Genomic DNA, 12,645 nt, shown 5'->3' with positions numbered 1-12,645 from the left:
CGCCCGCGGCCGTCGGCGGCGGAGCATCGAAGCCGGACCACAGCGACCTTCTCCGGGAGAACACCATGTCGGACACCGCACAGGACAACGGGCGCACGATCGTCGTCGGCGTCGATGGCTCTGCGTCCGCCGAGCAGGCCCTGCGCTGGGCCGTCACCGAGGCCGCACGGCACGGCGGGCGGGTACGGGCGATCGCCGTGCGCGAGCCGGACGACCTGCTGCCGGGCACCTCGTTCGCCTTCCAGCCACACGGCCGCAGGCCGGTCACCGACGAGGCCGGGGCGCGGGAGTACCTGCGCGGCGCCGTCACGGCCGCCGCCGAGCCCGGGGTGGCCGTGGAGCAGACGGTCGTCGCGGGCGACCCGGCCAGCGAGCTGATCAAGGCGTCCGCGGAGGCGGACCTGCTGGTGCTGGGACCGCACCGGCACGGCGCGCTCGCCGAGATCCTGCTGGGCAGCGTCTCCGCCGAGTGCGTGCGGCACGCCCGGTGCCCGGTGGTGGTCATCCCCGCCGGGCTGGCGGGCTGATCCGGAGACGACCCGAGGACTTCAAGGAGAAGGCGAGCCCATCATGCGCATCCGCGACGTCATGAGCAGCCCGGTCGTCGCCATCACCGCCGACGCCTCCCCCGCGGAGGCGGCGGCGGTGATGCGGGAACACGGCTTCACCACACTGCCCGTGCTCGACCGGCACGGACGGCTCCTCGGGCTGGTGACCGAGGCCGACCTCGCGCGGTCGTACTTCGCGTCCCAGACCGGACGCGGCAGCACGCCCGAGGACGGCGTCCTGCTGGCCGGGGAGCGCACCGTGGCCGACCTGATGGCGCCGCACGCGACGGCGGTGGGCCCCGACGACGAGGTGCCGGTGGTGGCGGCCGTGATGCTCGAGGCGGGCAGGCGGTGCGTGCCCGTCGTGGCCGGCGGCCAGGTGGTCGGCATCGTCAGCTGGCGCGACCTCGTGGCCCTGCTGACCCACCGCTGACCCACCACCAGCCCGCGAGTCCTGCACTCAGACCCGCGAGTCCTGCGTTCAGGCCCGCGAGTCCTGCGCTCGACTGCTCACTCGCCTGCGCGGTAGGTGGTCTCCGCGTGCGTGACACCCGGCACCGACTCCGCCAGCAGCGTCGCCACGTGCCGGTCGGTCGCGTTGTCGTACTCGTCGAAGATGGTCGCCACGCCGTCGCGCACGTCCACGGTCCACCGGTCGGCGCCGCCGTAGATCATGAGCCTGCGCCGGACGTCCCTGGCGATCGTGGCGTCGTCGCGCGACAGCGCACGCACCACGTCGCGGCGGGTGACGATGCCCGCCAGCCGCTGGTGACCATCCACAATGGGCATTGCCCGGAAGTGGCCGTCCAGCAACGCGGACACCAGGTCCGCCAGGTCCGCGCCCGGCCTCATCGACACGGCCGGGCTGGTCATCACCTCGCCCACGGTCGACGGCGGCGCCGCGCGCCCGCCCGCACCGCCGGAACGCGCGTCCGGGGGCACGCGGTCGCGCACCAGGTCGGCCTCGGTGACGATCCCGACGAGCCGGTCGTCGGTGTCGACGACCGGCAGCGCCGTGAACCCGTGCTCGGCGAGCAACGTGGCCGCCCGCCTGACCGGCGTCTCCGGCAGCACGGTGATCACCGGCCTCGTCATCACCTCGTCAGCGCGCATCAGCTGACCTCGTCCCCCTGCCGGGCCTGCGCGACCACGCCTGCCTGCTCGCCGTCCCCGCGCACCACGGCCACCGGGCAGGGCGCGTGGGTCACCAGCGCCTGGCTCGTCGAGCCGAGCAGCATGCCCTTGAACCCGCCGCGGCCCCTGCTGCCGACCACGATCAGCTGCGCGTGCTCGCCGCGCTCCAGCAAGGTGCGCACCGGACGGCCGCGGGTCACCACGGTCTCCACGGGCACGTCGGGATACTTCTCCTGCCAGACGGCCACCTGGGTGTCGAGCACGGCCTTCGCCTCGGCGTCGATGTCGGCGGGGTCGACCGTCAGTGGGTACATCCGCACGGTCGCCTCCAGGGTCACGTCGTTCCAGGTGTGCAGGGCGACCACGCCCACGCCGCGGATCGCGGCCTCCTCGAACGCGAAGCTCAGCGCGGCGTTGCTGGCGTCGGAGGTGTCCACGCCGACCACGACGGGCCCTTCGGTGGGAGGCGCGTCGTCGGGCCGGGGCCCGCGCACCACGATGACGGGCGAGTGGCCGTGCGCGGCGAGTCCCACCGCGACCGAACCGACGAGCATGCCGGTGAAGCCGCCGAGACCCCGCGAGCCGAGCACGACCGCCCTGGCCTGGCGCGACTCGTGCAACAGGGTGGCGATGGCCTCCCCCTCGACGAGTTCGGTCTCCACCTCGACGCCGGGCGCCGCCTGCTCGGCGGCGGCCTTCGCCTCGTCCAGCCAGGTGCGCCCCTGGTGCCGCAGCCCCTCCCGCAGTTCGGGGAAGGTCGTCAGGAACCCCGGGTAGCCATGCACGGGCACCACGAAGGCGTGCACGAGCCGGAGCGTCTCCCGGCGCTGGGCGGCCTCGGTCGCGGCCCATACCGCCGCATTCACGGCTGATGGGGAGCCGTCCACACCCGCGACGATCTTGCTCATGTCCTTGTCTCCTTTGCCTTCCTGTGGGTTTTTCCCGTGTTCGGGACCGGGCAAACGCCGGGTCATCCGTCCCTGCGCCCGCGCATGACGAGCAGCGGGCAGGGAGCCGTGTAGACGAGCGCGTTGCTCGTGGAGCCGAGCAGCATGCCGCTGAACCCGCCGCGGCCCCGGCTGCCGACGACCAGCAGCTGTGCCTGTGCGGCGTGGTGCAGCAGGCTGCGCACCGGGCGGTCCTGTGTGACGACGCGCTCGACGTCCACCTCGGGGTAGCGCTCCTGCCATCCGGCGAGGCGCTCGGCCAGCACGACACGCTCGCTGGTCTCGATCTCGTCCCAGGGGACCTCCGGCACGCCGAACATGCTGGACACGGCGGCGTCACTCCAGGCGTGCACCGCGACGAGCCGGGCGCCCCGCAGAGCGGCTTCCTCGAACGCGGCCGCGACGGCCCCCTCGCTCGCGGGCGAGCCGTCGACACCGACCACCACCGGGCCGTCGGCGGGTGGCCGGGCGTCGGGTCCGCTGCCGCGCACCACGACGACGGGACAGGACCCGTGCGACACGAGCGACACGGCGGTGGAGCCGACGAAGGTGCCGGTGAACTCGCCGAGGCCGCGCGTACCCAGCACGAGCATCCGAGCCGCCTTGGCGCGATCCCGCAGCACGGGAACGGGGTTGCCCAGGTGGTACTCGGTGTGGATGACGAGGCCGGCGGCCTCACCCGCGGCGTGCTTGGCCGCGTCGGCGGCCTCGCCGAGGCGGCGCCTGCCCTCCTGCTCCAGGTCGTCGAAGTAGGTCGGCGGAAGGCCGACTCCGGCGCCGTACGGAGCCGGGGTCGCCATCGTCGCCACCAGGGTGAGCGGCGCGTGCCGGAGTGCCGCGGCCCGCGCCGCCCACTCCGTGGCGTGCAGCGCCGAGAGGGAGCCGTCCACGCCGACGAGAATCGGGGCGTTACCGGTCGCGGTCATGTCGTCGTCCTCCTGTCCCGATCACTGACTCCATGGTGGCCGCGCCGGGCCCTCTCGCGCGTGGGCCGGAAGTCCTTCCCGCCCGGGTACCTACAGCCCTTATCCGCGGGACCGCGCGCGGCGCATCGTGACTGGCATGACACGAGGACTTCCCGACGAGCCGACGATCCGGGCCGCGCTGGCGCTGGCCACTCGCGCACCGTCGGTGCACAACTCGCAGCCGTGGCTGTGGCGGGTCGGCGACCGCACGATCCACCTCGACGCCGACCGCAGCAGGCAGCTGCCGCAGACGGACCCCGAGGGCCGCGATCTGCTGCTCAGCTGTGGCGCGGCGCTGCATCACCTGCGCGTCGGGCTGGCCGCCCTCGGCTGGTCGTGCCGGGTGCACCGGCTGCCCAACCCCGCCGAGCCGGATCATCTCGCGGCGGTGGAGCTGTCCCGGCGCGAGACCGCCGCGGAGGACGTCGCCGCGGCCGCGGCGATCCCCCGCCGCAGGACCGACCGGCGCCGCTACAGCTCGTGGCACGTGCCCACGTCGCGGATCAGCCGGCTGGCCGAGCGTGCCGCGGCCGAAGGCGCCGTGCTGGAGGCCATCACCGAGCCGCAGGCCCGATACCGGCTGCTGGAGGCGATCTCCACCGCGGCACGGACCCACGAGGCCGACTCGTCGTACCTCATGGAACTCGCCGTCTGGAGCGGCAGGCACGATTCGCCCGAGGGCGTGCCCGCTCGCAGTGCGACCGCGCCCACCAGGCTGCTGGACGAGCCCGCGACCCGGCGCTTCAGTGACCCGAGGCTGGCACAGCCGGAGGGCTCCCTGTCCGAGGAGGACGTCTCCGTGCTGCTGGTGCTGGGCACGGCCTCCGACGACCGCATGTCACAGCTGCGCGCGGGTGAGGCGACCAGCGACGTGCTCCTCACGGCCACCCAGCTCGGATTGGCCTGCTGTCCGCTGACTGAACCCCTGGAGTTGGTGGGTACCCGGGAGCTTGTCCGCACCGAGGTGCTCGGTGACGGCAGCTACCCGCAGATGATCGTGCGGGTCGGCTGGGCAGCCGTGAACGCCGACCCCCTGCCGGCGACGCCTCGCCGGCCGTTGGCCGACGTCGTGCACGGTCTCGCCGACTGAACGCGGAGTCAGGGAGCTCGCGATGAACGAACGACAGAAGACAGCCGGACTCAGGCCCTGCCCGGTGTGCGGTATCGGCATGCGGCCCGGAGTCACCGGCGCGGGCGGGGACAGTCCGCTGGACGATCCGCTGCTGACGACTCCCGCCGCGCGGCTGTGCGCGGTGGCCCTGCAGGCGGGCATCCAGGTGTTCGACGTGCCTGCCGACGCCTGCCCTGGGCTCGCTGGCACCGTGGGCGCGACCTCGGGGAGCGGGCTGCTCGGCCTGGCCGACGACCTCGACGACGACCTGCGCGCCGACGTGCTGGCGTTCGGCATCGCGGTGCTCGCCGCCGCGCCGAGCGCCGTGAGCTCGGCACCGGAGGGCTACCTGGCGATCGGAAGGACACGCCTGCCCGCCGCACGCGGCGGTGTGGGACACCTGGCGTGGCACATGGCCCGGACCTGTGGCCGCGACACCCCCTCGGCGACCTTCGAGCTGGCAGCGCTGTAGATCGCCTCGCCGCGGCACTGTCACGCAAGGCCGGCGCTGACCGCAGCACCACTCGATCGTGTACGAACATATGTTCGAGTATCGCGCTACCATGGTGAGGTGTCCCAGACATCGACTGCCATCACCACCAGCGCCAGCGCCGCCTCGGTTGAGGGGTGGCGTGTGTCCGACGGGGAGCTGGCCGCGGCCCTGGTCGGGCAGGAGGTGGCGCTGGCGGTCGGGCGGGTCGGGGTGGAGCAGGTGCGGGAGATCGGGCGGGTGTTCACCCGCTGCCCGGAATCCCTGTCGCACCAGGAGCGGGTCGAGGCGGAGCGGATTCTGCTGGAGCTGGCGGTGCAGGCGCGGCCGGAGGCGGTGCGGGCCGCGGGGCGGAGGCTGATCGCCTGCTGGCAGACCGACGATCGGCCGCCGGCCGACCCGCCGGAGCCGCAGCGGGCGTTTCGCTACCGCCGCAACCGCCGCGGGGAGATGGTCTTCTCCGGCTTCCTCGACCCGGAGACCGCCACCACCCTGGAGGGGCTGTTCGGGCCGCTCGCGACACCCCGCCCGGCCGATACCGAGGGCCACCCGGACTGGCGCACCCGCGAACAGCGGCCTGCCCCCTGCACGCTTGGACCCCGGACGAAGACCCCTGCGCAACACGACCCACGGCATCGTCGAGGCGTGGCAGCACCGCCCCCGGCCCCCACCCTCACCCTGGCGCGACACCGGGACACTCCGCGGCAACGCAGTCCGGAGGACCGAGGCCGCCCCATGACGACCTGCCGTCGGCGCGAGGGCACCTCACAGAATCTCGCGGCGCAGGCGCTTGTCGATCGCCACGACCAGCGAGGCCAACAACGCCACCCCGAGCACGCGCAGCCACGTGTCGGTACCGATCGGCGCGGTCTCGAACAGGCGCTGCATCACGGGCACATACGTGATCGCGAGCTGCCCGAGGATCTGGAACGTGACACCCCCGAGGATCCAGCGATTGCTGAACAGGCCGATCCGCCACATCGAGCGCGTCAGCGAGCGGCAGCTGAACAGGTAGAACAGCTCGACCATCACGAACAGGTTCAACGCCGCCGTCCGCGCCTGCTCCAGGCTGGCACCGGCCCCGAGCTCCCACTGGAACATCCACCAGGAACCGCCCACGAGCAGCGCCGAGACGAGCCCGATGCGCAGCATCAGCCCGCGGGTCAGCAGCGCCCGGTGCGGGTCGCGCGGGGCTCGCAGCATGATCCCGCGCTCCTTCGGCTCGAACGCGAGCATCAGGCCGAGCGCGACGGCGGTGGTCATGTTGATCCAGAGAATCTGCGTGGGCAGGATCGGCAGCGCCGAGCCCACCAGGATCGCGGCGAGGATCACCAGCCCCTCGGCCATGTTCGTGGGCAGCGTCCACACGATGAACTTCGTGAGGTTGTCGAAAACGCCCCGGCCCTCCTCGACGGCGGCCTCGATCGTGGCGAAGTCGTCGTCGGTCAGCACCATGTCACCGGCTTCCTTGGCGACCTCGGTGCCGCTCTTGCCCATGGCGACACCGATGTCGGCCTGGCGCAGCGCGGGTGCGTCGTTGACGCCGTCACCAGTCATCGCGACCACATCGCCGCGAGCCTGCAGTGCCTCCACGAGCCGCAGCTTCTGTTCCGGCGACACGCGGGCGAACACCGCCGTCCGCTCGATGGCCGCCGGGAACTCCTCGTCGCGGAGTGCGGCGAGCTCGGCGCCGGTCAACACCCCGCCGCCGACGTCGAGCAGGCCGAGCCTGCGGGCGATGGCCGTGGCCGTGGCGGCGTGGTCACCGGTGATCATCTTCACGGCGATCCCCGCGTCGCGGCACGATCGGACGGCCGCGGCCGCGGCCGGCCTCGGCGGGTCCAGCATCGCCTGCAGGCCGGTGAACACCAGAGTCCCGCGCAGAGCGTCCTCGGTGAAGGCCCCGCAGTCGCCGACCCGGGTCATGGCCGTCGCGAGGACGCGCAAGCCCTGCGCGGCCAGGGTCTCGGCCTCCCGCTGCACCGCGGCGGCATCCAGCGGCCGGGTGACGCCGTCCGGCCCGAGCTGCGCCGTGCACAACCCGAGAATCCGCTCCACCGCGCCCTTGGCGAACACGACGTAGCTACCGGTGTCCTCGTGCAACGTCGCCATGTACTGGCGCTCGGAACTGAACGGGATGGTCGCCACCCGCGCCGGAACACCGGCCAGCGCGGCCTTGCGCGCCAGCACCAGCATCGCTCCCTCGGTCGGGTCGCCGACCACCTCGACGCGCCCGTCCCGGCTGGTCAGCGCGGCGTCGTTGCAGGCGGCGCCCGCGAGCAGCGTGGAGCGCAGCGGAGCGGGTGCCGCCTCCGCGGTCATCACCGTCCCCTCCTCGCTCAGGACGGCGCCGTCCGCGGCGTAGCCCGCGCCGCTCACCTCGTACGACCCACCCGGAGTCCACACGGCACACACGGTCATCTGGTTCTCCGTCAGCGTGCCCGTCTTGTCGGTGCAGATCACCGTGGTGCCACCGAGCGTCTCCACGGCGGGCAGCCTGCGGATCACCGCCTGGCGGCGGGCCATCCTGGCGACTCCGATGGCCAGCGTGATCGTGATGGCGGCGGGCAGTCCCTCGGGGATGGCACCCACCGCGAGCGCCACCGCCGCCGTGAACATCTCCACGGGGCTCTCACCCCTGGCCACGCCGACGCCGAACGAGACGGCCGCGAGCGCGAGGATCACCACCGTGAGCACCTTGCTGAACCAGGCCAGTTTGCGCGTCAGCGGCGTCTCGAGGGAGTCGGCGCTGCCCACGAGCCGGTGGATCTCCCCCAGCTCGGTCTCCGCACCGGTGGCCACCGCGATGCCGACCCCGGTGCCGCTGGTGACGAGCGTGCCCGAGTGCAGCATGTTGTGCCGATCGGCCACCGCGGTGGCCGGGGGCAGGACCGCCTCGTCCTTGGTCACCGGCAGCGACTCGCCGGTGAGCGCGGACTCGTCGACGGCGAGCTCGGCGGGCCGCACCAGCCGCAGATCGGCGGGAACCCGGTCGCCCGCCTCGACCACCACCAGGTCGCCGGGCACGAGATCCGCCGAAGGCACGGTGCGCTGTGTGCCGTCGCGGATGACCTTCGCCTCCGTGCGCACCATGGCGCGCAACGCGTCGAGCGCTGCCTCGGCACGGGACTCCTGCACGAACCCGACGATCATGTTGACGACCACGACCCCGAAGATCACCGTGGAGTCGACCCGCTCGCCGAGCACGAGGGTCACTACGCCGGACACCAGCAGGACGTAGATCAGCGGGTGGTGCAGCTGCCGGAGCAGGCGCAGCAGCGGGCCCGCGCTGCGTGTCTGCGGCAGGGTGTTGGGGCCGAACCTGCTCCTGCGGTCCCGCGCCTGCGGCTCGCTCAACCCGGCTGCCGGATCGGTTTCCAGCAGCAGCACCACCTCGTGCACCGGAAGGTCGTGGTGCGAGCTGACCTGCTCTGTTCGCTCGGTGGTAGGCACGTTCTCCAGTCCACCCGGGAACCCGCACTGCGGCCAGTGATCGTTGGTCACCGCCCCTGGGGCACTTCGGCCCTGTCCCGGCGCGGGAGCACACGCGCAGCATCGCGGCATGACTGTACTGGTAGGCATCAACGGATTCGGCCGGATCGGCCGCGACATCGTGCGCAGCGCCCTGGCGCGCGCCGACAACCCGATCGAGGTGGTGGCCGTCAACGACGTGGCGGACCCACGCACGCTGGCGTACCTGCTGGAGTACGACTCCACCTACGGCACCCTGCCCGGCCCGGTCAGCGTGCACGACCAGGTGATCAGCGTCGGCAACCACCACATTCACGTCAGCAACGCGGCAGACCCGTCCCAGCTGAACTGGGCGGAGCAGGACGTCGACGTCGTCATCGAGGCCACCGGCCGGTTCCGGACGCGCGAGGCGGCCTCGGCACACCTGGCCGCCGGCGCGGACAAGGTCATCATCTCCGCACCCGGCAAGGGTGTCGACGCCACGATCGTGATGGGCGTCAACGACGACGACTACGACCCCGCCCGCCACGACGTGATCTCCGGTGCCTCGTGCACCACGAACTGCGTGGCGCCGATGGTGCAGGTGCTGCACCGGGCGTTCGGCGTGCGGCGTGGCCTGATGACCACGATCCACAGCTACACCAACGACCAGTCCCTGCTCGACCAGCCGCACAAGGACCTGCGCCGGGCACGCTCCGCCGCGGTGAACCTGGTACCCACCACCACGGGTGCCGCGCGGTCGGTGGGGCTGGTCCTGCCGGAGCTGTCCGGCAAGCTGGACGGGATCTCCGTGCGGGTGCCGGTGGAGGACGGGTCCCTGACCGACCTGACGGTGGAGCTGGACACGCCGGTGACCGTCGGGCAGGTCAACCGGGCGTTCGCCGACGCGGCCGCCGGATACCTCAAGGACGTCCTGCGCTACACCGACGCCCCGGTCGTGTCCCGCGACATCATCGGCGACCCCGCCTCGTGCGTGTTCGACGCCGGGCTGACCAAGGCCACCGAGAACGTCGTGAAGGTGTTCGGCTGGTACGACAACGAATGGGGCTACGCCAACCGGATGATCGACCTCGCCGCACTCGTCAGCCGCTGACGTCGCGAGGCCGCACGGCCTGCGTCGACGGCTCCGGCAGCACCACGCCGTCGGGGAGGCGGCCGTGTCGCGCGGCGTACTCCCGCAGGTAGGTCACGACCGCGGTCGGCAGCGTCAGAAACAGCCGGTCCTGGCCGATCTCGGCGACGAGACCCGCACGGGAGAGGTCGTCCCGCAAGTCCTGCTTCACCCGGGCCAGCGCGAGCGTCACACCACGCTCGCGCAGCTCGGCGTGCAGGGCCCGCAGGGCCTCGATGCCGGTGCTGTCGACGCCCACCATGGCCTCGACGTTGAGCAGCAGCCACTCCACGTCGCCGCCGGGCACCTCCAACGACTGCAGCGCCCTGCGCCGGAAGTCCTCGGCGTTGACGAAGCACAATGGCGCGTCGTAGCGGTAGATCACCAGCCCGGGCACCCAGCGGGCGGACGGATAGTCGTCCACGTCGTGCATGCCCGCCACGCCCTGCACGTAGCCGAGAATCCCGTCGTGGGGCCGGGCCACGCGGCGCAGCAGGTCCAGAATGGAGAGACCGACGGCGGCGAGCACGCCGTACAGCACGCCGAGCCCGAGCACGGCGGCGGTGGTCGCCAGTGCCAGCAGCAGCTCGCTGCGGCGGAACCGCGCGATCCGGGTGAACTCGCCGACATCCACGAGCCGCAGTGCCGCGTACACCACGATGGCGCCGAGCGCGGCCGTCGGGAACGCGGCGAGCACCGGGCCCGCCACCAGCAGGGTCAGCAGCACCATCGCCAGCGCGGCGAGCGCGTGCAACTGGGTGCGGCTGCCCACGGCGTCGCCGAGCACGGTGCGGCTGCCGCTGCTGCTCACCGGGAAGCCGCGCAGCAGCGCGGACGTCACGTTGGCCACGCCGAGGGCGGCGAACTCCTGGTTGGCGTTGACCGTCTCGCCGCGGCGGCTGCCGAACGCGCGGGCGGTGAGCACGTTGTCCGAGAATCCGACGATGGCGATGCCGACAGCGGGCAGCAACAGCTCGGCCAGGTCGCCGAGCGCGAGCTCCGGCAGGCCCGGCACCGGCAGCCCGCGCGGGACCTCCCCGACGACGGCGATACCCGCCTGCCGCAAGGAGAAGGCGGCAACGACCACGGTGGCGGCCAGAATGCCCACCAGGGGGCCCGGGCTCCGTGGCACGAGCCGGGCCAGGACCAGCAGCAGCGCCAGCACCCCGGCCGCGAGGGCGAGCGTCTGCCAGTGCACCCGATGCACGCCGGCCAGGAACGAGCCCAGCTCGGGCAGGAACCCGTCGCCGCTGACCGGTACCCCGGTCACCGTGCCCAGCTGGCTGACGATCATCATCCCGGCGATGCCGGTCAGGTAGCCGACCAGCACCGGCCGGGACAGCAGATCGGCGAGGAAACCGAGGCGCGCGAGAGCGCCGAGCAGGCACAGGACACCCACCAGCAGCGCCAGCAGCGTGGCCAGGGCCCCGTACCGCGCCGGGTCACCCGCGGCCAGTGGTGCCAGGGCCACGGCGGTCATCAGCGCGGTCGTGGACTCGGGGCCCACCGACAGCTGCCGCGACGAGCCGATCAGCCCGTACACGGCGAGCGGTCCCACCACCGCCCACAACCCGGCCACCGGCGGCAGCCCCGCCACGTCGGCATAGGCCATCACCTGCGGCACCAGATACGCGGCCACGGTCACCCCCGCGAGCAGGTCGCCGCGCAGCCACGCGCGCCGGTAGCCGCGGTACTGCACCAGTCCGGGCAGCCATCGGGTCACATCGCGACTACGCACGCATCCTCCTCGCGACCGCCGCCACGTAGGCGGGCGCGGGCATCGAGGCGAACAGCGCGGCCTCCTCCGCCACCGACGTCCGCTCGTCCAGGAAACGCAGCACCGGCTCGGCCGAGGTGCGGTCGAACAACGCGGCGAACGCCTTCTCCAGCTGGCCCGCGTGGCGGGTGACGACGTCGAGGAGCGCGCCGTCGAACAGCCGGTGCCGGGGCCTGGGCCTCGGCAGGGCGAACGGATGGCCGTGGACGGCCAGCGACCGCGCGATCGCGGCACTGTCCTGCTGGATGCGCTCATAGGCGTAGCCGGTGCTGGCCTTGACCAGGCCGGCCTCGGTGCCGATCGTGAGCACGGCACCGTGCCTGCGGCGCACGGGCGCGGCCGACAACGGCAACGCGGCGCCCTCCTCGCCCACGACGTGGTAGGCGCCCGCCCGGAGCACCCCGGTGAGGTACTCGGCGAGCGCCGCCCGCTGCGCGGGGACGTCGGCGGTGGTGCCTGGCGGCGCGAACGCGGTGTGCTCGACGAGCGCGTGCCGCTCGCCGAAAGGCAGCACGTACACGAAGCTCGCCGCGCCGTCCTGGGCGGTGCGGAAATCGAACAACGTGGGCACCTCCGGGTCGAAGGCGGGCCGCTCGGTGCGGACATGCCAGCCGCGGAACACCAGCCGCGCGTCCTCCCGGGGCCGCTCGCCGGGGCCGAGCACGCTGTCGAACACCCAGGTGGCGGCGATGGGCGTCCCGTCGACCAGGACGCGGGCCCTGCCTGCGTCGGAAGTGATGGCCTCGACGTGACCGCGGCGCGCGGCGAAATCCGGCACGGCCCGCGTCAGCCTGCCGACGGCGGCGGCGAGGTCGGCGCCGCGTGCGTAGCGGTAGCGGTAGCGGCCGAGTCCGAGCACGCGCTCCCGCCCGCCCGCATGCACCCGCACGTGGTCGAAGCTGCGGCACGCCGCGCCGTCGAGCAGCCCCGGGCGCTCGGACCACCACGCCCAGCCCGCGCCGGTGACCGGTCTACTGCCGTCGTCGACGAGCAGCACCGGCTCCGCGGGCGGCTGGCGCGTCAGGTGGGCGGCCAGCGACAGCCCGCTCAGCCCGCCCCCGGCGATCACGATCGTCACACCGACGACATCA

11 protein-coding genes are annotated in these 12,645 nt (G+C 73.0%); 5 read left to right on the top strand and 6 right to left on the bottom strand.

Features of this window, described 5'->3' with window-relative positions; all coding sequences use genetic code 11:
* Nucleotides 1–65 precede the first annotated feature (65 nt).
* A complete protein-coding gene (locus BAY60_RS21930) occupies nt 66–527 on the top strand; it encodes a universal stress protein (RefSeq protein ID WP_112282935.1) in 462 nt (153 codons plus the stop codon).
* A gap of 43 nt (nt 528–570) precedes the next feature.
* Nucleotides 571–981 (top strand): CBS domain-containing protein, encoded by a 411-nt coding sequence (locus tag BAY60_RS21925; RefSeq protein WP_112282934.1) that lies wholly within the window; start codon nt 571–573, stop codon nt 979–981.
* Between the two features lie 77 nt (nt 982–1,058).
* On the opposite strand, the gene BAY60_RS21920 is transcribed toward BAY60_RS21925, so the two are convergent.
* The 3 genes from BAY60_RS21920 to BAY60_RS21910 all read right to left on the bottom strand — a co-directional run bounded on the left by BAY60_RS21920 (nt 1,059) and on the right by BAY60_RS21910 (nt 3,555).
* Complete coding sequence (locus BAY60_RS21920) at nt 1,059–1,661, bottom strand: CBS domain-containing protein (RefSeq protein WP_112282933.1); 603 nt, start codon at nt 1,659–1,661, stop codon at nt 1,059–1,061.
* Nucleotides 1,661–2,590 (bottom strand): universal stress protein, encoded by a 930-nt coding sequence (locus BAY60_RS21915; protein ID WP_112282932.1) that lies wholly within the window; start codon nt 2,588–2,590, stop codon nt 1,661–1,663. The genes BAY60_RS21920 and BAY60_RS21915 overlap by 1 nt, the downstream gene beginning before the upstream one ends.
* 62 nt (nt 2,591–2,652) lie before the next feature.
* On the bottom strand, nt 2,653–3,555 hold the full coding sequence (locus tag BAY60_RS21910; RefSeq protein ID WP_112282931.1) for a universal stress protein: 903 nt from the start codon (nt 3,553–3,555) through the stop codon (nt 2,653–2,655).
* Nucleotides 3,556–3,691: 136 nt separating this feature from the next.
* On the opposite strand from BAY60_RS21910, the gene BAY60_RS21905 reads away from it, so the two are divergent.
* Together BAY60_RS21905 and BAY60_RS21900 are read left to right on the top strand one after the other, a co-directional pair.
* Entirely contained in the window at nt 3,692–4,684 is a 993-nt protein-coding gene (locus tag BAY60_RS21905; RefSeq protein ID WP_112282930.1) for an Acg family FMN-binding oxidoreductase, read from the top strand.
* A 22-nt stretch (nt 4,685–4,706) separates the two neighbouring features.
* Complete coding sequence (locus BAY60_RS21900) at nt 4,707–5,177, top strand: hypothetical protein (RefSeq protein ID WP_146771065.1); 471 nt, start codon at nt 4,707–4,709, stop codon at nt 5,175–5,177.
* 783 nt (nt 5,178–5,960) lie between these two features.
* On the opposite strand, the gene BAY60_RS21895 is transcribed toward BAY60_RS21900, so the two are convergent.
* A complete protein-coding gene (locus BAY60_RS21895; protein ID WP_245992745.1) occupies nt 5,961–8,648 on the bottom strand; it encodes an HAD-IC family P-type ATPase in 2,688 nt (895 codons plus the stop codon).
* Between the two features lie 109 nt (nt 8,649–8,757).
* On the opposite strand from BAY60_RS21895, the gene gap reads away from it, so the two are divergent.
* Nucleotides 8,758–9,759 carry a type I glyceraldehyde-3-phosphate dehydrogenase gene (gene gap, locus BAY60_RS21890; RefSeq protein ID WP_112282927.1) on the top strand — a complete coding sequence of 334 codons (1,002 nt, stop codon included), beginning with the start codon at nt 8,758–8,760 and terminating at the stop codon, nt 9,757–9,759.
* On the opposite strand, the gene sulP is transcribed toward gap, so the two are convergent.
* On the bottom strand, nt 9,749–11,515 hold the full coding sequence (gene sulP, locus BAY60_RS21885; RefSeq protein WP_245992744.1) for a sulfate permease: 1,767 nt from the start codon (nt 11,513–11,515) through the stop codon (nt 9,749–9,751). The two genes, gap and sulP, sit on opposite strands and share 11 nt — an antisense overlap.
* Complete coding sequence (locus tag BAY60_RS21880) at nt 11,508–12,632, bottom strand: lycopene cyclase family protein (RefSeq protein WP_211330418.1); 1,125 nt, start codon at nt 12,630–12,632, stop codon at nt 11,508–11,510. The genes sulP and BAY60_RS21880 overlap by 8 nt, the downstream gene beginning before the upstream one ends.
* Nucleotides 12,633–12,645: the final 13 nt, after the last annotated feature.

The organism is Prauserella muralis (assembly GCF_003202285.1).
Taxonomy (GTDB): Bacteria; Actinomycetota; Actinomycetes; order Mycobacteriales; family Pseudonocardiaceae; genus Prauserella_B; species Prauserella_B muralis.
Note: the sequence above shows the minus strand (reverse complement) of the source record. Positions and strands in the feature narration are given on the sequence as shown.

Coding starts and splice junctions, on each gene's coding strand:
- BAY60_RS21930 (WP_112282935.1), top strand. CDS start 66: ATGTCGGACACCGCACAGGACAACGGGCGCACGATCGTCGTCGGCGTC.
- BAY60_RS21925 (WP_112282934.1), top strand. CDS start 571: ATGCGCATCCGCGACGTCATGAGCAGCCCGGTCGTCGCCATCACCGCC.
- BAY60_RS21920 (WP_112282933.1), bottom strand. CDS start 1,661: ATGCGCGCTGACGAGGTGATGACGAGGCCGGTGATCACCGTGCTGCCG.
- BAY60_RS21915 (WP_112282932.1), bottom strand. CDS start 2,590: ATGAGCAAGATCGTCGCGGGTGTGGACGGCTCCCCATCAGCCGTGAAT.
- BAY60_RS21910 (WP_112282931.1), bottom strand. CDS start 3,555: ATGACCGCGACCGGTAACGCCCCGATTCTCGTCGGCGTGGACGGCTCC.
- BAY60_RS21905 (WP_112282930.1), top strand. CDS start 3,692: ATGACACGAGGACTTCCCGACGAGCCGACGATCCGGGCCGCGCTGGCG.
- BAY60_RS21900 (WP_146771065.1), top strand. CDS start 4,707: ATGAACGAACGACAGAAGACAGCCGGACTCAGGCCCTGCCCGGTGTGC.
- gap (WP_112282927.1), top strand. CDS start 8,758: ATGACTGTACTGGTAGGCATCAACGGATTCGGCCGGATCGGCCGCGAC.